Origin of the sequence: Actibacterium sp. XHP0104 (assembly GCF_025751515.1) — a bacterium.
GTDB lineage: Bacteria > Pseudomonadota > Alphaproteobacteria > Rhodobacterales > Rhodobacteraceae > Actibacterium_D.
In genome coordinates this window covers 721,990-745,067 of record NZ_JAOWLE010000001.1, presented here as the reverse complement: position 1 = coordinate 745,067, position 23,078 = coordinate 721,990, and the positions used below count along the sequence as shown (strand labels likewise).

Annotated in this window: 26 protein-coding genes; 18 read left to right on the top strand and 8 right to left on the bottom strand. The window is 64.7% G+C overall.

Translation table 11 applies throughout. From position 1 onward, the window contains the following. Positions 1-25 precede the first annotated feature (25 nt). From OE856_RS03835 to OE856_RS03825, 3 genes are read right to left on the bottom strand one after another with little or no spacing between them, the layout of a single operon-like run. Positions 26-946, bottom strand: coding sequence for a site-specific tyrosine recombinase XerD (locus OE856_RS03835; protein ID WP_263714717.1), 921 nt, complete (start codon positions 944-946; stop codon positions 26-28). Then, positions 943-2,469, bottom strand: a complete 1,527-nt coding sequence (locus tag OE856_RS03830) for a hypothetical protein (RefSeq protein WP_263714716.1) — start codon at positions 2,467-2,469, stop codon at positions 943-945. The genes OE856_RS03835 and OE856_RS03830 overlap by 4 nt, the downstream gene beginning before the upstream one ends. Further along, positions 2,459-2,593 (bottom strand): hypothetical protein, encoded by a 135-nt coding sequence (locus tag OE856_RS03825; protein ID WP_263714714.1) that lies wholly within the window; start codon positions 2,591-2,593, stop codon positions 2,459-2,461. The genes OE856_RS03830 and OE856_RS03825 overlap by 11 nt, the downstream gene beginning before the upstream one ends. Positions 2,594-2,717: 124 nt before the next feature. Between OE856_RS03825 and OE856_RS03820 the strand changes: the two genes are divergently transcribed. Continuing rightward, positions 2,718-3,263, top strand: a complete 546-nt coding sequence (locus OE856_RS03820) for a shikimate kinase (RefSeq protein ID WP_263714713.1) — start codon at positions 2,718-2,720, stop codon at positions 3,261-3,263. A 6-nt stretch (positions 3,264-3,269) separates the two neighbouring features. Continuing rightward, positions 3,270-4,376 (top strand): 3-dehydroquinate synthase, encoded by a 1,107-nt coding sequence (gene aroB, locus OE856_RS03815; RefSeq protein ID WP_263714712.1) that lies wholly within the window; start codon positions 3,270-3,272, stop codon positions 4,374-4,376. Here aroB and OE856_RS03810 read toward each other — a convergent pair. Beyond that, entirely contained in the window at positions 4,373-5,446 is a 1,074-nt protein-coding gene (locus OE856_RS03810) for a site-2 protease family protein (protein WP_263714711.1), read from the bottom strand. The genes aroB and OE856_RS03810 overlap by 4 nt on opposite strands. A 35-nt stretch (positions 5,447-5,481) precedes the next feature. Continuing rightward, positions 5,482-5,994 (bottom strand): single-stranded DNA-binding protein, encoded by a 513-nt coding sequence (ssb, locus tag OE856_RS03805; RefSeq protein ID WP_263714710.1) that lies wholly within the window; start codon positions 5,992-5,994, stop codon positions 5,482-5,484. A 200-nt stretch (positions 5,995-6,194) separates the two neighbouring features. Here ssb and OE856_RS03800 point away from each other — a divergent pair, with 200 nt between their 5' ends. Beyond that, positions 6,195-6,788, top strand: coding sequence for a lytic transglycosylase domain-containing protein (locus OE856_RS03800; protein WP_412174852.1), 594 nt, complete (start codon positions 6,195-6,197; stop codon positions 6,786-6,788). Here the strand turns inward: OE856_RS03800 and OE856_RS03795 are convergent. Together OE856_RS03795 and miaA are read right to left on the bottom strand one after the other, a co-directional pair. Then, a complete protein-coding gene (locus OE856_RS03795; RefSeq protein ID WP_263714709.1) occupies positions 6,785-7,570 on the bottom strand; it encodes an AraC family transcriptional regulator in 786 nt (261 codons plus the stop codon). The genes OE856_RS03800 and OE856_RS03795 overlap by 4 nt on opposite strands. A gap of 97 nt (positions 7,571-7,667) precedes the next feature. Beyond that, positions 7,668-8,546, bottom strand: a complete 879-nt coding sequence (gene miaA / locus OE856_RS03790) for a tRNA (adenosine(37)-N6)-dimethylallyltransferase MiaA (protein ID WP_263714840.1) — start codon at positions 8,544-8,546, stop codon at positions 7,668-7,670. An 85-nt stretch (positions 8,547-8,631) separates the two neighbouring features. Between miaA and pyrH the strand changes: the two genes are divergently transcribed. The 13 genes from pyrH to lpxB all read left to right on the top strand — a co-directional run bounded on the left by pyrH (position 8,632) and on the right by lpxB (position 20,670). Further along, positions 8,632-9,369, top strand: coding sequence for a UMP kinase (gene pyrH / locus OE856_RS03785; protein ID WP_263714708.1), 738 nt, complete (start codon positions 8,632-8,634; stop codon positions 9,367-9,369). Between the two features lie 54 nt (positions 9,370-9,423). Beyond that, positions 9,424-9,990 carry a ribosome recycling factor gene (gene frr, locus OE856_RS03780; RefSeq protein WP_263714707.1) on the top strand — a complete coding sequence of 189 codons (567 nt, stop codon included), beginning with the start codon at positions 9,424-9,426 and terminating at the stop codon, positions 9,988-9,990. Between the two features lie 41 nt (positions 9,991-10,031). Beyond that, a complete protein-coding gene (uppS, locus tag OE856_RS03775) occupies positions 10,032-10,757 on the top strand; it encodes a polyprenyl diphosphate synthase (protein ID WP_263714706.1) in 726 nt (241 codons plus the stop codon). Next, entirely contained in the window at positions 10,758-11,546 is a 789-nt protein-coding gene (locus OE856_RS03770; RefSeq protein WP_263714705.1) for a phosphatidate cytidylyltransferase, read from the top strand. A 4-nt stretch (positions 11,547-11,550) separates the two neighbouring features. Then, positions 11,551-12,717: a 1-deoxy-D-xylulose-5-phosphate reductoisomerase gene (gene dxr, locus OE856_RS03765; RefSeq protein WP_263714704.1), complete on the top strand. Its 1,167-nt coding sequence runs from the start codon at positions 11,551-11,553 to the stop codon at positions 12,715-12,717. Positions 12,718-12,739: 22 nt separating this feature from the next. After that, positions 12,740-14,080: an RIP metalloprotease RseP gene (gene rseP / locus OE856_RS03760; RefSeq protein ID WP_263714703.1), complete on the top strand. Its 1,341-nt coding sequence runs from the start codon at positions 12,740-12,742 to the stop codon at positions 14,078-14,080. 89 nt (positions 14,081-14,169) lie between these two features. Next, positions 14,170-14,298, top strand: coding sequence for a hypothetical protein (locus OE856_RS03755; protein ID WP_263714702.1), 129 nt, complete (start codon positions 14,170-14,172; stop codon positions 14,296-14,298). 135 nt (positions 14,299-14,433) lie between these two features. Then, complete coding sequence (bamA, locus tag OE856_RS03750) at positions 14,434-16,758, top strand: outer membrane protein assembly factor BamA (RefSeq protein ID WP_412174851.1); 2,325 nt, start codon at positions 14,434-14,436, stop codon at positions 16,756-16,758. Next, complete coding sequence (locus OE856_RS03745; RefSeq protein WP_263714700.1) at positions 16,758-17,327, top strand: OmpH family outer membrane protein; 570 nt, start codon at positions 16,758-16,760, stop codon at positions 17,325-17,327. Before bamA ends, OE856_RS03745 begins: the two co-directional genes overlap by 1 nt. An 81-nt stretch (positions 17,328-17,408) precedes the next feature. Beyond that, the gene (fabZ, locus tag OE856_RS03740; protein ID WP_263714699.1) at positions 17,409-17,882 is read left to right on the top strand and encodes a 3-hydroxyacyl-ACP dehydratase FabZ; all 474 of its coding nucleotides are present in this window, start codon (positions 17,409-17,411) and stop codon (positions 17,880-17,882) included. Between the two features lie 6 nt (positions 17,883-17,888). Next, positions 17,889-18,686 (top strand): acyl-ACP--UDP-N-acetylglucosamine O-acyltransferase, encoded by a 798-nt coding sequence (lpxA, locus tag OE856_RS03735; RefSeq protein ID WP_263714698.1) that lies wholly within the window; start codon positions 17,889-17,891, stop codon positions 18,684-18,686. After that, positions 18,686-19,510, top strand: a complete 825-nt coding sequence (locus tag OE856_RS03730) for an LpxI family protein (protein WP_318527615.1) — start codon at positions 18,686-18,688, stop codon at positions 19,508-19,510. The genes lpxA and OE856_RS03730 overlap by 1 nt, the downstream gene beginning before the upstream one ends. Beyond that, the gene (gene lpxB, locus OE856_RS03725) at positions 19,507-20,670 is read left to right on the top strand and encodes a lipid-A-disaccharide synthase (RefSeq protein WP_263714697.1); all 1,164 of its coding nucleotides are present in this window, start codon (positions 19,507-19,509) and stop codon (positions 20,668-20,670) included. Before OE856_RS03730 ends, lpxB begins: the two co-directional genes overlap by 4 nt. Here the strand turns inward: lpxB and mnmA are convergent. After that, entirely contained in the window at positions 20,667-21,815 is a 1,149-nt protein-coding gene (gene mnmA, locus OE856_RS03720; RefSeq protein ID WP_263714696.1) for a tRNA 2-thiouridine(34) synthase MnmA, read from the bottom strand. The two genes, lpxB and mnmA, sit on opposite strands and share 4 nt — an antisense overlap. Before the next feature lie 126 nt (positions 21,816-21,941). On the opposite strand from mnmA, the gene OE856_RS03715 reads away from it, so the two are divergent. Together OE856_RS03715 and ctrA are read left to right on the top strand one after the other, a co-directional pair. Then, complete coding sequence (locus OE856_RS03715; protein WP_263714695.1) at positions 21,942-22,220, top strand: DUF1153 domain-containing protein; 279 nt, start codon at positions 21,942-21,944, stop codon at positions 22,218-22,220. Positions 22,221-22,313: 93 nt separating this feature from the next. Further along, positions 22,314-23,027, top strand: coding sequence for a response regulator transcription factor CtrA (gene ctrA, locus OE856_RS03710; protein WP_263714694.1), 714 nt, complete (start codon positions 22,314-22,316; stop codon positions 23,025-23,027). Positions 23,028-23,078 lie beyond the last annotated feature (51 nt).

The following is a 23,078-nucleotide window of genomic DNA, read 5'->3' as shown; positions in this document are numbered from 1 at the left end:
CGCGGGCGCGCGTGATCAAGCCCGGCTAGTCGCGCGCCAGGGGGTGATGGGTCAGAACCAGCTCTTTCAGGCGCTCATCCAGCACATGGGTATAGATCTCGGTGGTCGACAGATCGGCGTGCCCCAACAGCGTCTGGATCACCCGCAGATCGGCGCCGCCCGCCAACAGATGCGTGGCAAAGGCATGGCGCAGCGTGTGCGGGCTGACCTTCGAGGGCGACACGCCGCCCCGAACGGCAAATTCCTTGATCAGCGTGTAAAACCCGTGCCGCGTCAGGTGGCCAGATTTGCCATGCGACGGGAACAGAAACGGGCTGGGCTTGCGGCCCGCCTTGCGTGCGGCCTCTTCGTTTTCGTCACGCAGCTTCAGCCACTCGGCCAGCGCCGCCCGCGCCGGTGTCGACAGCGGCACCATCCGTTCCTTGCCGCCCTTGCCCATGACCAACAGCATGCGCGGATCGCCCCGCGCCGCGCTGACCGGCAGCGAGACCAGCTCGGTCACACGCATGCCGGTGGCGTAAAGCACCTGCATCAGGCAGGAATTGCGCACCGCCTCGCGGCCCTCGGTGGCGGCGTCTAGCAGGCGGTCAACCTCGTCATGGCTCAGCGTCTTGGGCAGGCGCTTGCTGCGGCCCGGCCCCTTGATCTGCAGCGCGGGGTTATCGCTGCGCCAGCCTTCTTCATAGGCAAAGCGATAGAGCTGACGGATGGCCGACAGCCGCCGGGCGCGGGTCGACTGGGCCAGCCCTTCGGCGTCGCAGGCCACCAGATAGTCGATGATATCGGTCTCGGTCAGCGTTTCCAGCGACAGTTTGCGCCGCTCGACCCAATCGGCGAAATAGCCCAGATCGCGGCCATAGCCCATCAGCGTGTTGCGCGCGGCGGATTGCTCGGCCGAAATGGCCTCGAGAAAGGTCTCTATCCGGCGGGCGGCGTCGGGGGTCATCCTCGGCGCTCCAGGATCAGCAGCTCCAGCGCGGCGCGGCGGGCGGTGTCCTCGAGACCCAGAAGCCGCAACAGCGACAGGCCCTCGGAGATATCCGACACGTCGCCGCGTGCGCCGTCGGTGATCAGGCGCAGCGCCTCGAGCAGGGCCTCGCCGCTGCGGCCCTCGTTCAGGCGGGCCTGCATGGCCGGGGTGACGCGCGGCGTGGCAAAGGCCGAGGCGATGGCGCGTTCCAGCTGGGTTGCCCCGCCTGTGACCGAGCCGCCCGTGGCAATCGCGACCATCATCGCGGGCGCATCGCCGCCGGCCGCGCGGGCCACGGTTTCATAGGCGCCCGACAACAGCCCCAGCCGCAGCGCGATCTGACCCGACTTGCCGGTCAGACCCATCGAGGCCAGGCGTTCGCCGTAGATCTCGGCAAAAGGCACCTCAAGCTCGGACCGCTGCATCACCTCCCAGGCGGGCGGCAGGGCGGCGGCGATCTGGTCGGGTTCGCCCGACAGAACGGCCACGTCCAGCGCCTGGACGGCGGCGACCCGGTCCCATATCCCGCCCGAGGCCGCCGGGCGACGCTCGGTGTAAATGCCCAGCAGGCGGTTGGGCGAGATGGCCCCGCTGCGCGCCAGCCGTTCGGCCGCCTCGACCCGCGATTTCCAGCCCGAGGTGTTGCGCAGATCGGCCTGGGCAAAGGCCAGAGGCAGGCCGGTGGTAGGCAGGGGCTCGCCAATCGCCTCGAACATGCGGAACACCAGCGGGCTGGGCCGGGTGGGCATGGTCAGCGGATAATCTTCCTCGGTCAGCTCGGGGTCGAGAAACCGCGCCATCAGGGCGAAATCCTCGTCACTGACATGGCCCAGCGCCCCGCCGGTTTCCAGCGACAGCGCGGCGGCATTCCAGTCGCCCCCGCGCGCCAGGCAGAAAATCCGCGACTGAAAGGTGGGCGCGATGGCGGGCGCGGCACGCATGGCGGCGCAGGCGCGATCCTCATGCCCGGTCAAGAGCGACACGTCGAACCAGCGGCGAAACAGGCTGGGCTCGGTCGGACCGGCGCGCTCTAACAGCGCCTGTGCCTGATCCAGCGCGCCCATCTCCAAGAGCTTGTCGAGCCGCGCCAGCAGCACAACGCCATCCGCCTCATCCGAGGTGCCGGGCGGGTCAAGCTCGGCCAAGAGCAAGGTGTAAAGTAGCGCCTGCACCGAAGGCAGCACATCGGCGCGTTCGGACCGCAAGAGGCGGGCAATGTCCGAGGCCGCGCTGTGGTGCCACAGGTCGGGGGTCAGACCGGCCATGCCGGGCGACAACAGACCGACCGCATCCAGCCGCGGGCCATCCAGCGGGCTGACGGTGACATCTTGCGGCGCGGCGCTGTCGGCCATGGGGGCCACGGCGGCCGGCACAGCCGGGGCCGCAACCGAATCCGACAGCCAGTCGATCACCGACAGCGGCGCCTCTTCGGCCAGCGCCATTCCGCCCCAGATCAGCCCCAGCGCCGTCGCCGATCCGGCCAGCCGCTTAGCGAACATCCAGAACCACAGGCTGTGTGACCTGGCGGGTTTCGGGCTCGATATCGCCCAGATAGGCATAGCCCGCCAGGCCGGCCATGCCGACGAGGATGAGGAAAACCAATAGCTTTAGAATACGCCCCATATGTCCTGCTCTTATTGCGCCGCGTGTCGGCGTGTTGAATTTATCTGCGATTATATATGGTATTTTTTGCAAGTTCACGCCATTGAAGGGTGAAATTTACACAGCAGGCGAGAGGTTGCCGGTTTTGACGTGGCACCTGAAGAAAACCGTGGTGATGGTGGGCATGATGGGGGCGGGTAAAACCGCGATCGGCACCGCCCTTGCGCGCCGTTTGGGGGTGCCGTTCCTGGACAGTGACGAGGAAATCGTCAAAGCCGCCAACATGACCATCGCCGAGATCTTTGCCCGCGACGGCGAACCCTTCTTTCGCCGCAAGGAAAGCCAGGTGATCGGCCGTCTGCTGGATACCGAGCGCTGTGTGCTGTCCACCGGCGGCGGCGCGTTCCTGTCGGATGCCAACCGCAAGATGATCTCGGATCGCGGCGTGTCGGTCTGGCTGAAGGCTGACCTTGATCTGCTGTGGAACCGGGTCAAGCACAAGGACACGCGCCCCTTGCTGCGCACGCCCGATCCGTTCAAGACGCTCGCCGAGCTATATGCCGCGCGTGATCCGTTCTATGCGATGTCCGATCTGCACGTGCAGACCCGGCCAGAATACTCGGTCGAGCAAACCACCGATGCGGTGATCGACGCGCTGCTGACCCGACCCGATGTGCTGACGAAAGGCTAAGACGACATGGAAACCGTTCACGTTCCGCTGGAAGGCCGCGAATACGACATCCATATCGGCCCTGGCCTGCTGCCGCGCGCGGGCGAATTCATCGCGCCGCTGCTGCACACGCCCAAGGTGGCGGTGCTAACCGACGAAACCGTGGGCGCGCTGCACCTGGAAACCCTGCGCGCCGGGCTGGCGGCCTCGGGCATCGAAATGACCGCGCTGGCGCTGCCCGAGGGCGAGTCCACCAAGGGCTGGGATCAGTTCAGCCGCGCGGTGGAATGGCTGATCGAGCAAAAGGTCGAACGGCGCGGCATGGTCGTGGCCTTGGGGGGCGGGGTGATCGGCGATCTGGCCGGATTTGCCGCCGCGGTGCTGCGCCGGGGCGTGCGCTTCGTGCAGATCCCGACCTCGCTGTTGGCGCAGGTTGATAGCTCTGTGGGGGGCAAGACCGGGATCAATTCGAAACAGGGCAAGAACCTGATCGGCGCCTTTCACCAGCCCTCGCTGGTGCTGGCCGATATCGACGTCTTGGGCACGCTAAAGCCGCGCGATTTCCTGGCCGGTTACGGCGAGGTGGTGAAATACGGGCTGCTGGGTGACGCGAAATTCTTTGACTGGCTGGAACAAAACGGCCCCGCGCTGGCCTCGGGCGATCAGGCCGCGCGCATCCGCGCCGTGCGCCGCTCGGTCGAGATGAAGGCCGAGATCGTCGTGCGCGACGAGACCGAACAGGGCGACCGCGCGCTCTTGAATCTGGGCCATACCTTCTGTCACGCGCTCGAGGCCGCGACGGGCTATGGCGACCGCTTGCTGCATGGCGAGGGCGTGGCGATCGGCTGTGCGCTGGCGTTTGAACTGTCCCAGCGCATGGGCCTGTGCAGCCAGGAAGACCCGTCTCGCATTCGCGCGCATCTGGATGCGATGGGCATGAAGAAAGACCTGCGCGCCATCCCCGGCGAGCTGCCCGATGCCGATGGTCTGATGGCGCTGATGGCGCAGGATAAAAAGGTGCTGGACGGCAAGCTGCGGTTCATCCTGGCGCGCGGTATCGGCGATGCCTTTGTCACCTCGGATGTCGATCCGGCGCTGGTGCGGCAACTGCTGAGCGAAGCCCTGGCCGCCTAGGCGCGGTTGCTGACGACTATCAGCTCGCCGATATTCTCGCGGGTGATATAGCCGATCACCTGGCCGCCCGGGCCGGTGATGGCCACGGCGGGGGTGCCGCCATCCTGCATCGCGTCCAGCACCTGGCTGAGCTTCGCGTTCAGGGGCAGGGCCGGGGCCTGCACCATCAATTCGGCCACCTGGCGCGGCTTGTGCTCGGCGTGATGGGCCTTGAAGATCGCGCTGCGGGTCAGGAACCCGGCCAAAGTGCCATCGGGATTGAGCACCGGGAATTCATGCTGCGTGGTGCGGATCAGCGTCATGTCGGCGGCTGACAGGCTGTCACCGGGCATCAGGCTTTCAAAGCTGGTGATCATCGCGTCGCGGGCCAGCATGCTGCGCGCAAGGCTGCGCAATTGAACGTCCGAACTTTCGGCCCCCGCAGCCATGAACACGAAAAACGCGATCAGCAGCAGCAGAAAATTCCCCGAGGTCAGGCCCAGAAAACCAAAGAGAAACGCCATGATCTGCCCGGCAATCGCCGCCAGCTGGGTCGCGCGCACCCGGTTGGTAAACAGCGCGATCACCGCGCGCAGCACCCGCCCGCCATCCATCGGAAAGGCGGGCAGCAGGTTGAACAGCGCCAGGAACAGGTTGACCGAGGCCAGCCGCGTCACGAAAGGCACGTCCTGCCCGCCGATGACCGCCATGTCCTGCAAAGATGCCCGCGCCCCGAACACCAGCGCCAGCACCGCCCAGATGACGATATTCACCGCCGGGCCAGCCAGGGCGACCAGGATTTCCTGTTTGGGGTTTTCCGGCATCCGTTCCAGCCGCGCCATGCCGCCGATCGGCAGCAGGGTGATATCGCGGGTGGAAATGCCGAACCGGCGCGCGGTCAGGGCGTGGCCGTATTCATGCGCGATCACACAGGCGAACAGCGCCACCACGAACAACACGCTGTCGATCGCCGCCGCCGCGCCAGCCGTCGCATAGGCCGCGGCGCCGATCCAGAACAGCAGCAAAAAGAAAGTGACGTGAACCTTTAGTTCCGACCCGAGCAGCCGGCCTATGGAAATGGACCAGCTCATGATCTTGGTCCGCGGGTCACGTCAGCCTCCTGTCATCAGAACGGGATCTCGTCGTCCAGATCGCCCGCAGGGCCCGACGGGCCGCCGTAGCCACCGCCGCCCTGGCCGCCGCCCCCCTGGTTGTCATAGCCGCCGCCATAGCCGCCGCCCTGTTGACCACCGCTATAGCCACCACCGCCACCCGAACCGCCGCCTTCGCGGCCATCCAGCATGATCAGCGTGCCGTTGAAGCCTTGCAGAACCACCTCGGTGCTATAGCGATCCTGGCCGGATTGATCCTGCCATTTGCGGGTTTGCAGCTGGCCCTCGATGTAAACCTTGCTGCCCTTGCGCAGATATTGCTCGCACACGCGCACCAGGCCCTCGGAAAAGATCGCGACCGAATGCCATTCGGTGCGCTCGCGGCGTTCGCCGGTATTGCGGTCTTTCCAGTTTTCCGAGGTGGCAATGCGCAGATTGCAGACCTTGCCGCCATTCTGAAAGCTGCGCACCTCGGGGTCACGGCCAAGATTGCCCACCAGAATTACCTTGTTCACCGATCCGGCCATGCGTCTCTCCCTGTCGAATCCTTCTGTTTCGTTGCTACGGTTACATCACCCCGGCCCGGTTAATGAAAGGCGAAACTTGCGCGTTTCGCCGCGTCGCCGGGCAAGTCTCTGCCCATCGCACTGCGGCAAAATCGCGTCCGGGCTAGAGATTTGCGCAAAAATCCGTATATTGCGCGTGCTGAATATATAGGGACGGTGGGATGATCAAAACAGGCAAGGCCCTGGTGATCTGGGGCATGGCGACCTGCATCGCGGCAGGCGCCGGGGCCGAGGTCACGGCCAGCAGCAAATCGCGCGCCATGTTGTTCAAGTCGCAGACCGACGTGTTGGACAACCGCGCCTCGCAGCAATACGCGGCCTCGGTGCGTCTTAAACCGGCGCCGGTCATCACCCCGTCAGAGTTCGGCGCGACGCCCTATTGGGGCCGGATGAACAGCCCCTATCTGCAACCCGCCCGCGACGCGGCGCGCCGCCACGGCGTGCCCGAGGATCTGTTTCTGAAACTGGTCCAGCAGGAAAGCGGCTGGAACGCTCGCGCCAAAAGCCACAAGGGCGCGATCGGGCTGGCGCAGCTGATGCCCGCGACCGCGCGCACCCTGGGCGTCAACCCGCATGACCCGCATCAGAACCTTGATGGCGGCGCGCGTTACCTGCGCCAGCAATACAATACCTTCGGCAGCTGGCGCCTGGCGCTGGCGGCCTATAATGCCGGGCCGAAGGCGGTCGAGAAATACAACGGCGTGCCGCCCTACAAGGAAACGCGCAACTATGTGCGCGTCATCTGGGGCCACTAGACCGAGCGGCGGAAATCCAGCGGGGTCTTGCCGGTGCGCCCGTGGAAAGTGCGGGTGAAATAGGCGGGCGAGTTGAACCCCAGCCCCTGCGCGATCTGCTTCACCGGCAGGCCCGTGTCGGCCAGCATGCGTCGCGCCTCGGCGATCTTGCGGTCGGCCAGGAAATCGGACGCGGTCTTGCCACAGGTCTCTTTGCAGACGCGGGTCAGATGGGTCGAGGTCACGCCCAGCTCGCGTGCGTAATCCGACACCGAGTGATCGGTGTGAAAGTCCTTTTCAACCATATCGGCATAACGGCGCGCCAGCCGCCGCGCGGCGCTGTTGGTGGCCAGCGAATCCTCGTGGTCCAAGATGTGCCGTTCCAGCCAGACCGAAACCAGCCCGGCGTGATAGGTCATGGCACGCAGCCGGGCAGGGCGGTCGCCCTCGGCCTCGCGCTGAAGATTGTCGAGAATGATCGCCAGCTCTGATTGATCCTGCGCGTCGCGCACCCGCAGGTGGCAGGGGGTTTCGGGCAGCGGCAGCCCGTGGTCGCGGCCAAAAAAGACCGCCGTGCCAAACACGCCGGCGGCGGTTTCGAAACTGTGCATGGTGCGGGCCGGGATGAACACCGCGTTATGGGCGCCAAAGCCGCGGGTGATGCCGCCCACGGTCAGGCGTCCCTGGCCGCGCGAGATCCAGATCAGCTGATCGACGCTGTAGCTGCGCATCGCCTCGACGCGCCACTTGCCGCCCTTGAACAGGGACGGAAGGGGAATGATCCGCATATCGCTTGCATGCATGGCCGGCCTCAATGGTTTGTTTTCTGGAATCGTATGAGGTGATTCGCGGCGAATCAAACGAAAAGAGGTGCGATTCGTGCCTTTTCGCTCATACGAGTCATCCGGGCATCACCAACTTGTGCCACGCCTTCATTCGGGCACGAAACCATGTGCGCTGGCGCTTGGCATATTGGCGGCTGGCGATTTTGGCGGCCTCGGTCGCGGCCTCCAGCGTCATCTCGCCGCGCAGATGGGCGATCAGTTCGGGCGCGCCGATGGCCTTGGACGACAGATAGGCCGGGTTCCAGCGCGGCAGCATCGCGCGCGCCTCGTCCAGCGCGCCGTGGTCTAGCATCAGGTCGAACCGGCAGTCGATCCGTTCGGCCAGCCAGTCGCGATCGGCGTCAATGACAAAGGCCTGGGCCAGATGCAGCGGCAGCAGCGGGGGCGGGGTGTCATCCTGCCACGCTGCCAGACCGCGACCGGTGGCGCGCAGCACCTCCCAGGCGCGCTGCACCCGCACAGGGTTCAGCTGATCGACCCGGTCGCGGGTCGGGGCGTCAAGCTCGGCTAACAGGCCCGCATGGCCCTCGGCGGCGACGCGGCGGTCGGCCTCGGCCCGTATGGCGGGCGGGGTCGGGGGGATATCGGCCAGCCCCTCGGTCAGCGCGGTGAAATAAAGACCCGTGCCGCCCACGATGATGGGGCGCGCCGGGCCGATCAGCAACGGCGCCACCTCGCGTAGCCAATGCCCGACGGAATAGTCGCCGTCATAGGGCACATGGCCATACAGGCGATGCGGCGCGGCGGCCTCGTCAATGGCCGAGGGCCGCGCGGTCAGCACGCGCCAGCCGTCGAACACCTGCAACGCATCGGCATTGACGATCACGCCGCCCTGCCGCGCGGCGATCTCAAGCGCCAGCGCCGACTTGCCCGAAGCCGTCGGCCCCGCGATCAGAACCGGGCGGTCGGGGTCGATATGCGGCAAATGATCCAGTTCAGCCTCGCGTTATACATTGAACCTCGGTCGCTTTTCCGACATTTTGCTGCAAACGCCAAGACAACACCCAAGGATTACCCCCATGAGCGACGGAAACTCCTCCCGCCCGACGCCTGCCTACAGCCGTGTCATGCTGAAAATCTCGGGCGAGGCCCTGATGGGGACGCAGGGATATGGCCTGCATCCGCCCACGGTCGAACGCATCGCCCGCGAGGTCAAGACCGTGCACGACATGGGCGTCGAGATCTGCATGGTCATCGGCGGCGGCAACATCTTTCGCGGCCTGCAAGGCAGCGCCCAGGGGATGGAGCGCACCACCGCCGACTATATGGGCATGCTGGCCACCGTGATGAACGCGCTGGCGATGCAGTCCGCGCTCGAGGCGCAGGGCATTCATACCCGCGTGATCTCGGCCATCCGCATGGATGAGGTGGCCGAGCCCTATATCCGCCGCCGCGCCGTGCGCCACCTGGAAAAGAAACGCGTCTGCATCTTTGCCGCCGGCACCGGCAACCCCTATTTCACCACCGACACCGCCGCCACGCTGCGCGCCAACGAGATGGCCTGCGAGGCGATCTTCAAGGGCACCAAGGTCGATGGCGTCTATGACAAGGATCCGGTCAAGAACGCCGATGCTGTCCGCTATGACCGGGTCAGCTATGACGACGTCCTGGCCAAGCATCTGGGGGTGATGGATGCCTCGGCGATCGCGCTGGCACGTGACAACAGCCTGCCGATCATTGTCTTCTCGCTGGACGAACCGGGCGGCTTCCGGGGTATCCTTGCCGGAGAAGGCACCTATACAATCGTGCATGGTTAAGGCTATAGCATCTCCAACACGGCTTTCGCCTGCAAAGAACAAGAGGGTATGAGCATGTCCGACGAAGACCTTGAGATCGACCTTGATGATCTGAGCCGCCGCATGGATGGCGCGCTGGCGTCGCTCAAACACGAATTCTCGTCGCTGCGCACCGGTCGGGCCTCGGCCTCGATGGTCGAGCCGGTGATGGTCGACGCCTATGGCGCGATGACGCCGATCAACCAGGTCGGCACCGTCAACGTGCCCGAGCCGCGCATGGTCACCATCAACGTCTGGGACAAGTCGCTGGTGAACAAGGTCGAAAAAGCAATCATGGAATCGGGCCTGGGCATCAACCCCCAGACCAACGGCACCATCATCATGCTGCCGATCCCCGAATTGAACGAGGAACGCCGCCGCGAACTGACCAAGGTGGCCGCCCAATATGCCGAACACGCCCGCGTTGCCATCCGCAACGTGCGCCGCGACGGCATGGATCAGGTCAAGAAAGCCAAGGCCGCCGGCATGTCCGAGGATGACCAGAAGCTGTGGGAATCCGAAGTGCAGGAGCTGACCGACGGCGCGATTGCCAAGGTCGACAAGGCCCTGGACGTCAAGCAGCAGGAAATCATGCAAGTCTGATCTGCGTGAAGGCCGCGGCGAACATAAAAGGGAGGTTTCGCTTGGCCGAAACCGGAGCGCCAGAAAACGGGCCGCAGCATGTTGCCATCATCATGGATGGCAATGGCCGCTGGGCCCAGAACCGCGGTCGCCCGCGCCTGTTCGGCCATCAGGCCGGGGCGTCGCGCGTGCGCGAGATCGTCGCCGCATGCCCTGATCTGGGTATTCGCTACCTGACGATCTTTGCCTTCTCGACCGAGAACTGGAAACGCACCCAGGCCGAAGTCACCGGCCTGATGACGCTGTTCCGCCGCTATATCACCAAAGAGGCCCAGGCCCTGCTGAAACAGGGTGTGCGCGTGCGCTTTATCGGCGATCGCGACCGGCTGGAGCCGAAACTGGTCGATCTGATGAACGAGCTCGAAGAGCTGACCGCCGGCAATGACCTGGTGCATATGACCGTGGCCATCAACTATGGCGGCCGCGACGAGGTGGCCCGCGCCACCAAGCGCATGGCGCATGAGGTTGCCGCCGGCCGCATCAACCCCGACGATGTCGATGCCGAAACCTTGGCGCGGTTCCTTGATACCTGCGTGCTGCCCGACCCCGACCTGGTGATCCGCACCAGCGGCGAGGCCCGGATCAGCAATTTCCTGCTGTGGCAGTCGGCCTATGCCGAATATGAATTCACCCCGATCCTGTGGCCCGATTTCACCCGCGACCATTTCGCCGAAATCGTTGCGCGTTACGCCAACCGTGAACGCCGCTATGGCGGGGTAAAAGTCTAGATGTCCTCGGACCGCTGGGCAGACCTGAAAACGCGCGTGGCCTCGGGCATAGCCATGGCCGTGATCGGCATCGGGTTGCTTTGGGCGGGCGGCGCATATTTTACCTTCCTCGCGGGCATCGTGACCTTGCTGATGATCTGGGAGCTGGTCCACATGACCAACCCCGACCAACGAACGCTGGCAGTGCCGATCGGGATGCTGGGCGCCGTCAGCATCATGGTCGCCTCGACCATGCACGGATTCTATGCCTTGCCGTTGACCATCGCGCCGGCGCTGACCGGAGCAACCCTGCTGAAACGCCATCGCCGCATCTTTACCGTCTATGCCGTGGCCGTGCTGCTGGCCGGCTATGCGCTGGCCATGTTCCGCGACACCCAGGGTCTGGCCTGGATGATCTGGCTGGTGCTGGTGGTGGTTGCCACCGATGTGTTCGGCTATTTCGCAGGGCGCATGTTGGGCGGGCCCAAGTTCTGGCCGGCGATCAGCCCCAAGAAAACCTGGTCAGGCACAGTGGCGGGCTGGATCTCGGCGGCGGTGATCGGTCTGATCTTTCACCTGCTCACCGGCGCGGGCCTTGGGCTGGTGCTGATCTCGGCGCTGTTGTCCTTTGCCAGCCAGATGGGCGACATCGCCGAAAGCGCGATCAAGCGGCGCATGGGCGTCAAGGACAGCTCGGCGCTGATCCCGGGCCATGGCGGGGTGCTTGACCGGTTCGACGGGCTGCTGGGCGCATCGGTGGTGATGCTGATCATCACGGCGCTGGGTCTGGCGCCCGTGATCGGATTCTGACCGCATGCGGCGCATCACGATATTCGGCGCGACCGGATCGATCGGTGAAAACACCGTTGATCTGATCACGCGGGCAGGGGGCGCCGACGCCTATGACGTGGTCGCCCTGACCGGCGGGCGCAACGTGGCGCGGCTGGCCGAGCAGGCCCGCGCCCTGCGCGCCGATCTGGCCGTCACCGCGCATGAGGATTGCTATGCCGACCTAAAGGACGCGCTGGCCGGCACAGGAATCGAAGTTGCGGCCGGCACCGAGGCAATCGAGGCCGCAGCCGAGCGCCCGGCCGACTGGATCATGTCGGCCATCGTGGGCGCGGCGGGGCTGAAACCGGGGCTGCGCGCGCTGGAACAGGGCACCACTCTGGCCCTGGCCAACAAGGAAAGCCTGGTCACCGCCGGGCCTTTGCTGATGGCAACCGCGCGCCGGCATGGCGCCACCATCCTGCCTGTCGACAGCGAACATTCGGCCATTTTCCAGGGGCTGGTGGGCGAAGACATGGGCGCGGTCGAACGCATCATCATCACCGCCTCAGGCGGCGCGTTCCGCGACTGGCCGGTCGAGAAGCTGGCCACCGCCACGCTGGCCCAGGCCTCGACCCATCCCAACTGGAACATGGGTCAGCGCATCACGATCGACAGCGCGTCCATGTTCAACAAGGCGCTGGAAGTCATTGAGGTAAAAGAGTTCTTTGGAACGTCACCCGATCAGATCGAGGTGTTGGTACACCCTGAATCGCTGGTTCACGCTCTGGTCGGTTTTCGCGACGGGGCGCTGATGGCGCATCTGGGTGCCGCCGACATGCGCCACGCCATCGGATATGCGCTGAACTGGCCCGAACGCGCCGACCTGCCGGTCGAACGGCTGAACCTGGCGCGGATCGGTCAGCTGAACTTTACCGCGCCCGATCCGCAACGCTATCCCGCGCTGCGGCTGGCCTATGAGGTGATGGCCATGGGCGGGCTGGCAGGTGCGGCCTTCAACGCCGCCAAGGAACGTGCGCTGGATGCTTTTATTGCGGGCGAGGCTGGTTTCCTGCAAATGGCTGCCATAGTTGAGCAGGTTCTTGACCGGGTTTCGGGCCAAACGGGCCTTATTGACGCCCCGATCGAACTTGAGAATGTTATGCAAATGGATCAGGCCGCGCGCGAGATTGCCGCGCAATGCCTGACGTGAAAGAGCAGTAAGGGTAGAGTGGGTGGATATCGCAGGTTTGATTCCGACTTTTGGTAACGCGGCCTATACGCTGGTCGCGTTCGTCGTGGCGCTGAGCATTATCGTGACGGTGCACGAATACGGCCACTATATCGTCGGCCGCCTGTCGGGCATCCATGCCGAAGTCTTCTCGATCGGGTTCGGCCCGGTCCTGCTGTCGCGCCACGATAAATGGGGCACCAAGTGGCAGATCGCCGCGCTGCCCTTTGGCGGATACGTAAAATTCCTGGGCGATGCGGGCGTGGCCAGTGACCGCGCCAGCGACGTGCTGGATGACATGGACGCCGAGACCCTGCGCCACACGATGCATGGCGCGCCGCTTTGGGCGCGCGCGGCAACCGTGATTGCCGGCCCGGCCTTCAATTTTGCCCTGTCGATCTTTGTCTTTTCCGCTGTGATCCTGGTGGATGGCGAGGCGGTCGAGCCGCCGACCATCGGCAAGGTGCAGAACCTGCCGGTCGCCACCACCAACCTGCAACCCGGCGACAGCATCGTCGCGATCGAGGGCACCGACACCCCCGATTACGCCACTTTCTATGGCTTGCTCGAAGATCTGCCCGTTACCTCGCAGCTGTTCTACACGGTCGAACGCCCCGGCGAAGAGCCGCGCCTGCAACTGGGGCCGTACCCGTTCCCGCCGCTGGTGCGCACCGTTCAGCCGCAATCGGCCGCCATGGATGCGGGCCTGGCCGAGGGCGACGTGATCCTGGCCGTCGATGGCCAGGAGATCAGCGCGTTCAAACAGCTGCAGGAAATCGTCTCGGCCTCGAATGGCGCCCAGATGACCCTGACGATCTGGCGCGACGGCACCGAGCATATGGTGCGCCTGGCCCCGCGCCGCGTCGATCTGCCGCTGGCCGATGGCGGGTTCGAAACCCGCTGGCTGATCGGCATGACCGGCGGCCTGTTCTTTGAGCCCGAAACCCGCACGCCGGGCGTCGGCACCGCATTGGGCTATGGGCTGGATCAGACGGTTTTCATCGTGAAGTCCAGCATCTCGGGCCTTTACCACATGGTCACCGGGGCGATCAGCTCGTGCAACCTGCGCGGCCCGCTGGGCATCGCCCAGACCTCGGGCGCGGCGGCCAGCCAGGGGATTTCCAGCTTTATCTGGTTCATCGCAATGCTGTCGACGGCGGTGGGGCTGTTGAACCTGTTCCCGATCCCGGTTCTGGACGGCGGTCACCTGGTATTCCATGTCTACGAGGCCCTGACCGGCCGCCCGCCCAGTGACCGCGCGCTGCGGACCCTGATGGGCGTGGGGCTTAGCCTGATGCTGGGGCTGATGGTCTTTGCGCTGACGAACGATCTGTTCTGCCCCTGATCTTCCCCGGTTCCGCCGCATTCCGACCACATTTCACACCTATCTTTCCAGTCAAAGCTGCAACTTTGCCCGGCGAGGAGGGTAAGACAATGCATACGATCGCAGAAGGATATCGCGGCCTCTCGGTTCTTGTGAACCTGAACTGGGACCGGATCTTTTATATGGCTGCCATTGGCGGCGCGCTGACCGGCGGGGCCTTTGTCGGCTCACTGCTCTAAGCGGTTTCAGCATGCGACTGAATGGCGCGCGGCCTTGCGGGGCGGCGCGCTTTTGCTTTTGAGCTAGGCTTTTGACAAGCCTATCCCGACCCGTTAGTCAGGTTGCCAACAAAGGTGTCTGCACGGGATAAACCGATGACCAACATAAGCGGTGGTAAGACCGCGGCCCGCACGGGTCGCGCTTTTGGGGTGCGTCGCCTTGCGGCCGTCTTTTTTCTAGTTCTGGCAACCGCTTGGATGTCGGCCCTTGCTCCGGCTCAGGCGCAAACCTACCGCTTCTCGACGGTCGAGATCGAGGGCAACCAGCGCGTCGACGCCGCAACCATCCTCAGCTATGCGGGAATCGGTCGTGGCCAGACACTCAGCGCCGCCGATCTGAACACCAGCTATCAGGGCGTGGTCGACAGCGGCCTGTTCGAACAGGTCGAGATGATCCCCGCCGGCGGCAAGCTGATCATCCGCGTTGTCGAATATCCGACGATCAACCTGATCAATTTCGAAGGCAACAAGCGCATCAAGGACGAGGATCTGCAAAACCTGATCCAGTCGCAGTCGCGCCGCGTCTACAGCCCCCGCGCCGCCGAGGCTGACGCCGCCGCAATCGTGCAGGCCTATGAACAGCAGGGCCGCCTGGCCGCCACCGTCGATCCGCGCATCATCCGCCGCAGCGACAACCGCGTCGACCTGGTGTTCGAAGTCACCGAAGGCAAGGTCGTCGAGATCGAGCGCATCTCGTTCGTCGGCAACCGCGCCTATTCCGACCGCCGCCTGCGCCGCGTGCTGGGCACCAAGCAGGCCGGCCTGCTGCGCCAGATCATCCGCTCGGACACGTTCATTGCCGACCGCATCGCCTTTGACCGCCAGGTGCTGACCGATTTCTACGCCTCGCGCGGCTATATCGACATGCAGGTCCTGTCGGTCGCGCCCGAGCTGACCCGCAACCGCGACGCCTTTGTGCTGACCTTCAATATCCGCGAAGGCCAGCAGTTCCGCTTTGGCGAGGTCACCGTGACCTCGGACATGGCCGATGTCGATCCGGCGATCTACCAAGATGTGCTGCGCCTGCGCCCCGGCGTTGTCTATTCGCCCGTACTGGTCGAAAAGGCGATCGAGCGGATCGAGGGCCTGGCCCTGCGCGAGGGTCTTGATTTCGTCCGGATCGAGCCGCGCATCACCCGCAACGACCGCGACCTGACGCTGGATGTCGAACTGGCCATGAGCCGCGGCCCGCGCATCTTTGTCGAACGCATCGACATCGAGGGCAACGTCACCACGCTTGACCGCGTGATCCGCCGCCAGTTCAAGACCGTCGAGGGCGACCCGTTCAACCCGCGCGCCATCCGCGAGGCGTCGCAGCGCATCACGGCGCTGGGGTTCTTTGAAACCGCCGAGGTATCGGCCCGCGAAGGCACCACGCCCGACCGCGTGATCGTCGATGTGGATGTCGAGGAAAAGCCCACCGGTTCGCTCAGCTTCGGCCTTAGCTACAGCGTGGCCACCGGCGTTGGCACCACGATCAGCTTCTCGGAAGCGAACTTCCTGGGCCGGGGGCAGTATCTCAGCTTTGCCGTCGCCAGCGGCACCGATGACAACCTGTTCTCGTTCCGCTTTGCCGAACCGGCCTTCCTGGCCCGCGACGTGCGCTTTGGCATCGGCATCGACTATTCGACCTCCAGCGGCCTGCACGATGCGCTTTACGACACGCGCGAGCTGAACTTCAGCCCCAGCCTGCAATTCCCCACGGGCGAATTCTCGCGGCTGGAACTGCGCTATTCGCTCAACCGGTCCCAGCTTTTTGACTATTCCGGCGCCTCGCCGATCCTGCAGGCCGAGGTCAATCAGGGCCAGCAAATCACCAGCAGCCTGGGCTATACCTGGTCGCGCGATACCCGCGACGTGGGCCTGAACCCCAATGCCGGTGTTCTGCTGCGGTTCTCGCAAGACTTTGCCGGTCTGGCCGGTGATCAGAAATACATCGCGACCGAGGCCCTGGCTGCGGCCGAGACCAAGGTTTATCAAGAAGAGATCACGCTGCGCGCCGAGCTGGAAGGCGGGATTCTGGCGATGATCGACGGCAACAGCCGCATCACCGACCGCTATTTCGGCACCGGCAAGATCCGTGGCTTCGAGCCCCAGGGCATCGGCCCGCGTGATGGCGGCGAGGCCCTGGGCGGCAACGTCTATGCCGTGGCCCGTTTCGAAGCCGAATTCCCGCTGGGCCTGCCCGAGGAATACGGCATCACCGGCGGCGTCTTTGCCGATTTCGGGTCAGTGTGGTCGCTGGACAACACCAATGGCGGGCTGGTCGATGACGGGTTCCACCTGCGCTCGTCGATCGGCGTGTCGGTGTTCTGGGATACCGTCATCGGCCCGCTGCGGTTCAACTTCTCCGAAGCCCTGGTCAAGGAAACCTATGACAAGGAACAAAGCTTCGACCTGACGATCTCGACCCGGTTCTGATGGCGCGCCGGCTGGCAATCGCGGCTGTTCTGGCGGCGCTGGCCCTGCCGTTCGTCGCTGTGCCAGCCGTCGTGGCGCAAGAAGCCGGCGCGGTGTTGCGCAGCCCGATCCTGACCATCGACCGCGACGAGGTGTTCAACCGGTCCGCCTATGGGCGGGCCGTGCAGGCCGCCTTTGATGACGAAAGCAATGCCCTCGCCGCCGAGAACCGCCGGATCGAGACCCAGCTGCTGGCCGAGGAACGCGCCCTGACCAACGAGCGCCCGACGCTTGACCCGGCGATCTTTCGCGAAAAGGCAGCTGCATTTGACGAAAAGGTCGTCGCCATCCGCAAGGAACAGGACGAAAAGGGCCGCGCCCTGATCCGCGAGCGCGAAGAGGCGCAGGCCGGGTTCATCAACATCGTTTTGCCGGTCCTGTCGGAGATCGCGCGCGAGCGCGGCGCCGTCGCGGTGCTGGAAAGCCGCTCTGTTCTGATGGCTGCCGGCCAGATCGACATCACCGACGAGGCCATCGCCCGTATCGACGCGCGCCTGTCTCCGCCCGACGCTGGCGCCGCGCCGCAGTAAGCGGCGCGCTTGTTTCCGCGCGACAGTCTTGCTAGGTCAGGTCTAAAGATAAACGGGTGACAGCCGCAAAGGACCAAGGCCATGACCGAGCAGACCGGTATTCCCGCCATCATCGATATCGACCACATCAAGCGCCTGATCCCGCATCGCTATCCGTTCCTGCTGGTTGACCGCGTGCGTGACATTGACCCGAACAAATCGGCCGTCGGCATCAAATGCGTCACCATGAACGAACCGCATTTCCAGGGCCATTTCCCCGCCACCCCGATCATGCCCGGCGTAACCATCATCGAGGCCATGGCCCAGACTGCCGCTGTCATGGTCGGCGCTTCGAACGGGATGGAGGACAAGGAACTGCTGGTCTATTTCATGTCGATCGACTCGTGCAAATTCCGCCGCAAGGTGGTGCCGGGCGACGTGATGGAGATGACCATCACCACCCTGCGCGGCAAGCCGGGCGCCAAGGTCTGGAAATTCCAGGGCGTCGCCACCGTCGAGGGCGAGGTCGCCTGCCAGGCCGAATTCGCCGCGATGATCGACCTGCCGGCGGAGTAAGCACATATGGCGATTGACCCTTCTGCCGTGATCCATCCGTCCTCGATCATCGAAGACGGCGCCCGGATCGGCCCCAATGTCACGATCGGCCCGTTCTGCCTGGTCGGCCCCGAGGTCTCGCTGGCCGCGGGTGTCACGCTGAAAAGCCATGTGGTCGTGACTGGTAACACCTCGGTGGGCGAAGACACGGTGGTCTTTCCCTTTGCCAGCATCGGAGAGATCCCGCAGGATTTGAAATTCGCCGGCGAAAAGACCAGCCTGGTGATCGGCAAGCGCAACCGTATTCGCGAACATGTCACCATGAACACCGGCACCGAGGGCGGCGGCGGCGTCACCCGCGTGGGCGACGACGGGCTGTTCATGGCGGGCTGTCACATCGCCCATGACGTCACGGTCGGCGACCGCGTGATCGTGGTAAACCAGTCGGCCGTGGCAGGCCATTGCGTGATCGAGGATGACGTGATCATCGGCGGCCTGTCGGGCATTCACCAATGGGTGCGCATCGGCAAGGGCGCCATCATCGGCGCGCTCAGCATGGTCACCAATGACGTGATCCCCTATGGCCTGGTGCAGGCCCCGCGCGGGCGGCTGGACGGGCTGAACCTCGTGGGCCTCAAACGCAAAGGCGTGGCCCGGGCCGACATCACCGCGCTGCGCGCCGCGTTCCAGGAACTTGCGCAGGGCGAGGGCACCTTTCTGCAACGCGCCAAGCGCCTGTCGGACGACACCGACAGCGCCTATGTGCGCGAACTGGTCGAGTTCATCCTGGGCGAAAGCGACCGTTCCTACCTGACGCCGAACTGATGACAGACAGCACCGCAATCATCGCGGGCCGGGGCGCCCTGCCGGCGCTGCTGGCCGACAGCCTGATCCGCCAGAACGCGCCGGTTCATATTTTTGAGCTGGACGGCTTTCCCATGGACAACCCCGCCGGTCTGCCGGTGGAGAAATTCATCCTCGAGCGGCTGGCGCTGCTCTTCAACCGGATGCACGACCTGGGCGTCGCGCGCGTGGTTTTTGCAGGCGCCGTAGCCCGCGCTGCGCTTGACCCTGAACGCATCGACCCGCAGACCGCACAGCTGTTGCCGCGCATCGTGCCGGCCCTGCAACAGGGTGACGACGCGACGCTGCGCGCCATCTTGCAGCTGTTCGTGGACGAGGGCTTTCAGATCATGGGCGCCCATGACGTGGCGCCAGACCTGCTGCCGCAACCGGGGGTTCTGACCTCGGCCCAGCCCGGCGAGGCCGACCAGGCTGACGCCGCCCGCGCCGACGAGATCGTGCGCGGCATCGGCGCGCTGGATCTGGGGCAGGGCGCGGTTGTGGCCGGCGGGCTGTGTCTTGCCGTCGAAACCCTGCCGGGCACCGACGCGATGCTGGACTGGGTCGCGGATATCGCCGTGGCCAAACGCGTGGGCCGGGGCGGGGTGTTTCTCAAGGCGCCCAAGCCCGGCCAGGAACGCCGGATGGACCTGCCCGCCATCGGCCCCGGCACTATCGAGCGCGCCGCCCGCGCCGGGCTGAACGGCGTGGTGATCGAGGCCGGCGGCGTCATGATCCTTGACCAGCCCGCGACCATCGCCATGGCCGATCAACACGGGCTGTTCCTGTGGGTCCGCCCGGCATGAAGCGCTTCTTCCTGATCGCGGGGGAACCTTCGGGCGATGCCTTGGGGGCCGCGCTGATGGCGGGGCTGAAAGAGCTGCACCCGGACGTCGCATTCACCGGCGTCGGCGGCCCGCTGATGCAGGCCGAGGGGCTGGACAGCCTATTCCCCATGGATGAACTGTCAGTCATGGGCCTGGCCGAAGTGCTGCCCAAATACCGGGCGCTGATGCGGCGCATCAAGCAATGCGCGGCGCAGGTCATCGCGGAGAAACCCGATGCGCTGATCACCATCGACAGCCCCGATTTCTGCCTGCGCGTGGCGCGCCGGGTCAAGGCGGCCAGCACGGTGCGCACCGTGCATTACGTCGCCCCCACGGTCTGGGCCTGGCGGGCAGGGCGCGCGCGCAAGATGGCCCGCAGCATCGACCAGGTGCTGGCGCTCTTCCCGTTTGAGCCCCCCTATATGGAGGCCGAGGGCATGCGCTGTGATTTCGTCGGCCACCCGGTCGTCGCCCAGCCGCAGCCCACGCCCGAGGAAACCGCCGCCTTTCGCGCCCGGCACGGCATTCCCACGGATGCCAAGCTGATTGTGGCCTTGCCCGGCTCGCGCATGGGCGAGGTCAGCCGCCTGGCGCCCATATTCGGCGAGGCCCTGCGCCCGGTTCTGGCGCGCCACCCGTCGGTGCGTGTCGTGCTGCCCGCCGCCGCTCCCGTGGCCGACGAGGTCAAGGCGCTGGTCGCCTCTTGGCCCGGACCGCCGATCGTGCTGGACCCGCGCGGCCGCTCAGACGCGCTAAGCGAAAAGCGCGCGGCCTTTGCGGCGGCTGATCTGGCGCTGGCGGCCTCGGGCACGGTGTCGCTGGAACTGGCCGCTGCCCATACGCCGATGATCATCGCCTATGACATGAACTGGTTCAGCCGCCAGATCATCTGGCGAATGGTGAAAATCGACACGGTGACGCTGGTGAATATCGTGTCGGGGCAAAAGGTCGTGCCAGAATTTCTGGGGCCCGACTGCCGCCCCGAACCGATCGCGGCCAAGCTGCTGGAGCTGCTGGAAAACGACGACGCCCGCGGCGCACAGCTGGAGGCCGAGATCGAGACCATGCGTCTGTTGGGGCAGGGCGCCGAAGCCCCCGGCCTGCGCGCCGCCCGCGCGGTGCTGGACGGGCTGGCCTAGGCGCCGCGCCAGATCCAGCCGCCACCCAGAATGCGTGACCCAGAGGTTTCATAGAACACACAGGCCTGGCCAGGGCTCACACCTTCCTCGGGCGTCAGCAATTCCACCTCGGCCTCGGTGTCCGAGATCGGGCGCAGGATCGCCTCGCGCGGCGGGCGGGTCGACCGCACCTTGACCGCGATCTCCCATTCCGGGCGCGCGGTCATGGGCTCATCGCCCAGCCAGTTCACCTCGCGGATCGGGATCACGCGGGTTGCCAGCATATCCTTGGGGCCGACAACGACCTGCTTGGCATCGACATCCAGCCGCACAACATACAAGGGCTCGGACAAGCCGCCGATGCCCAAGCCACGGCGCTGGCCGATCGTATAGTGAATGACGCCCTCATGCGTGCCCAGAACCCGGCCGTCGGCATGGACGATCTCGCCCGGTTCGGCCGCGCCGGGGCGCAGCTTTTCGATCACGCTGGCATAATCGCCGTTGGGCACGAAACAGATGTCCTGGCTGTCGGGCTTGTCAGCCACGGCCAGCCCGTATTTCGCCGCCAGCTCGCGCGTGGCGTCCTTGCTGGGCAGATGGCCCAGCGGAAAGCGCAGAAACGCCAGCTGCTCGGGTGTGGTCGAGAACAGGAAATAGCTTTGATCGCGGTTGGCATCCGTGGCGCAATGCAGCTCGGGGCCATGGTCGCCCATCTTGCGCTGGATGTAATGGCCCGTGGCCATGCAATCGGCCTCGAGGTCGCGCGCGGTTTCCAGCAGATCCTTGAATTTCACCCGCTCGTTACAGCGGATACAGGGCACGGGCGTGGCGCCCGCCAGATAGCTGTCGGCGAACTCGTCGATCACGGCATCCTTGAAGATGTTCTCGTAGTCCAGCACGTAATGGGGAAAACCCATTTCCTCGGCCACGCGGCGCGCATCGTGAATGTCGATACCGGCACAGCAGGCGCCTTTCTTGGCCAGCGCCGCGCCGTGATCGTAAAGCTGCAGCGTGACGCCGACGACGTCATAGCCCTCTTCCTTGAGCTTGGCCGCCACGACCGAACTGTCGACGCCGCCCGACATGGCCACAACCACCCGCGTCTCGGCGGGCGGCTTGGCAAAGCCAAGCGAGTTCAGCGGGGTATCCTTGCTGTCGAGAGCCATGATCAGAACCTTTCGGGAAGTCCCGCGAAATATAGGAAAATGTGAAATAGTCTCAAGGGCCAGTTTCACCCCGCGTTAAGGCTATGCCGACAGGCTGACCACCGAGGATAACAAAGGTGGTGTGAAATGTTCATCAAACGTATCGAGGGGCCGCGCATGGTGACGCTGCCCGATGGCTCTACCATGACGCGCGCGGATCTGCCCCCGGTCGACACAAGGCGCTGGGTTGCGAACCGCAAGGCGGCGGTGGTCAAGGCGGTGGCGGCGGGGCTGATCACCCGCGACGAGGCGCTGAAACGCTATGCCCTGTCAGAGGAAGAGTTCGAAAGTTGGCAAATGGCTGTCGCAAGGCACGGAATCAAAGGGTTAAGGGCAACTCGAGTACAGGACTATAGACAACCCTGAATTGTATTATTAGTCTCCGATTCATTGGTAACGCGCAATTAACCATTCTTGGCCAATGTTAAGGCAAATGTGAACGCCAGCGGAGTATAGAACATGCGTATCCTTTTGGTCGAAGACGACCCCACAACCGCCAAGAGCATCGAGCTGATGCTGACCCATGCCAACCTGAACGTCTATTCCACAGACATGGGAGAAGAGGGGATCGATCTGGCCAAACTGTATGACTATGACCTGATCCTGCTCGACCTGCACCTGCCCGACATGAACGGCCACGAGGTGCTGCGCCAGCTGCGTATGGCCAAGGTCGATACGCCGATTCTGATCCTCTCGGGCGCGGATGACACCGAGAACAAGATCAAGGGCTTCGGATTCGGGGCCGATGACTATCTGACCAAGCCCTTCCACCGCGACGAACTGATCGCGCGCATCCATGCCATCATCCGCCGCTCGAAAGGCCACGCACAAAGCGTGATCCGCACCGGCCGCATCACGGTCAACCTCGACGCCAAGACGGTGGATGTGGACGACAAGACCGTGCATCTGACCGGCAAGGAATACCAGATGCTGGAACTTCTTAGCCTGCGCAAGGGCACGACGCTGACCAAGGAAATGTTCCTGAACCATCTCTATGGTGGCATGGACGAGCCCGAGCTGAAAATCATCGACGTGTTCATCTGCAAGCTGCGCAAAAAGCTTAGCCAGGCCACCGGCGGCGAAAACCATATCGAAACCGTCTGGGGCCGCGGCTATGTGCTGCGTGATCCAGAACCGGCGGCAATGCGCGAACAGGTCGCCCTGCGCGCCTGATAACATCTGGACCTCGCGGGGGTGTCCTCCTATCAATTCCAAGGACATCCT

Excerpts from the sequence above, each read along its gene's own strand:
- lpxB (WP_263714697.1), top strand. The coding sequence starts at position 19,507 with ATGAAGCGCTTCTTCCTGATCGCGGGGGAACCTTCGGGCGATGCCTTG.
- dxr (WP_263714704.1), top strand. The coding sequence starts at position 11,551 with ATGCGGCGCATCACGATATTCGGCGCGACCGGATCGATCGGTGAAAAC.
- OE856_RS03825 (WP_263714714.1), bottom strand. The coding sequence starts at position 2,593 with ATGGGGCGTATTCTAAAGCTATTGGTTTTCCTCATCCTCGTCGGCATG.
- OE856_RS03835 (WP_263714717.1), bottom strand. The coding sequence starts at position 946 with ATGACCCCCGACGCCGCCCGCCGGATAGAGACCTTTCTCGAGGCCATT.
- OE856_RS03755 (WP_263714702.1), top strand. The coding sequence starts at position 14,170 with ATGCATACGATCGCAGAAGGATATCGCGGCCTCTCGGTTCTTGTGAAC.
- pyrH (WP_263714708.1), top strand. The coding sequence starts at position 8,632 with ATGAGCGACGGAAACTCCTCCCGCCCGACGCCTGCCTACAGCCGTGTC.
- OE856_RS03715 (WP_263714695.1), top strand. The coding sequence starts at position 21,942 with ATGTTCATCAAACGTATCGAGGGGCCGCGCATGGTGACGCTGCCCGAT.
- aroB (WP_263714712.1), top strand. The coding sequence starts at position 3,270 with ATGGAAACCGTTCACGTTCCGCTGGAAGGCCGCGAATACGACATCCAT.
- bamA (WP_412174851.1), top strand. The coding sequence starts at position 14,434 with ATGACCAACATAAGCGGTGGTAAGACCGCGGCCCGCACGGGTCGCGCT.
- lpxA (WP_263714698.1), top strand. The coding sequence starts at position 17,889 with ATGGCGATTGACCCTTCTGCCGTGATCCATCCGTCCTCGATCATCGAA.
- ctrA (WP_263714694.1), top strand. The coding sequence starts at position 22,314 with ATGCGTATCCTTTTGGTCGAAGACGACCCCACAACCGCCAAGAGCATC.
- mnmA (WP_263714696.1), bottom strand. The coding sequence starts at position 21,815 with ATGGCTCTCGACAGCAAGGATACCCCGCTGAACTCGCTTGGCTTTGCC.
- OE856_RS03830 (WP_263714716.1), bottom strand. The coding sequence starts at position 2,469 with ATGTTCGCTAAGCGGCTGGCCGGATCGGCGACGGCGCTGGGGCTGATC.
- OE856_RS03770 (WP_263714705.1), top strand. The coding sequence starts at position 10,758 with ATGTCCTCGGACCGCTGGGCAGACCTGAAAACGCGCGTGGCCTCGGGC.
- OE856_RS03800 (WP_412174852.1), top strand. The coding sequence starts at position 6,195 with ATGATCAAAACAGGCAAGGCCCTGGTGATCTGGGGCATGGCGACCTGC.
- OE856_RS03795 (WP_263714709.1), bottom strand. The coding sequence starts at position 7,570 with ATGCATGCAAGCGATATGCGGATCATTCCCCTTCCGTCCCTGTTCAAG.
- OE856_RS03810 (WP_263714711.1), bottom strand. The coding sequence starts at position 5,446 with ATGAGCTGGTCCATTTCCATAGGCCGGCTGCTCGGGTCGGAACTAAAG.
- frr (WP_263714707.1), top strand. The coding sequence starts at position 9,424 with ATGTCCGACGAAGACCTTGAGATCGACCTTGATGATCTGAGCCGCCGC.
- ssb (WP_263714710.1), bottom strand. The coding sequence starts at position 5,994 with ATGGCCGGATCGGTGAACAAGGTAATTCTGGTGGGCAATCTTGGCCGT.
- OE856_RS03745 (WP_263714700.1), top strand. The coding sequence starts at position 16,758 with ATGGCGCGCCGGCTGGCAATCGCGGCTGTTCTGGCGGCGCTGGCCCTG.
- OE856_RS03730 (WP_318527615.1), top strand. The coding sequence starts at position 18,686 with ATGACAGACAGCACCGCAATCATCGCGGGCCGGGGCGCCCTGCCGGCG.
- fabZ (WP_263714699.1), top strand. The coding sequence starts at position 17,409 with ATGACCGAGCAGACCGGTATTCCCGCCATCATCGATATCGACCACATC.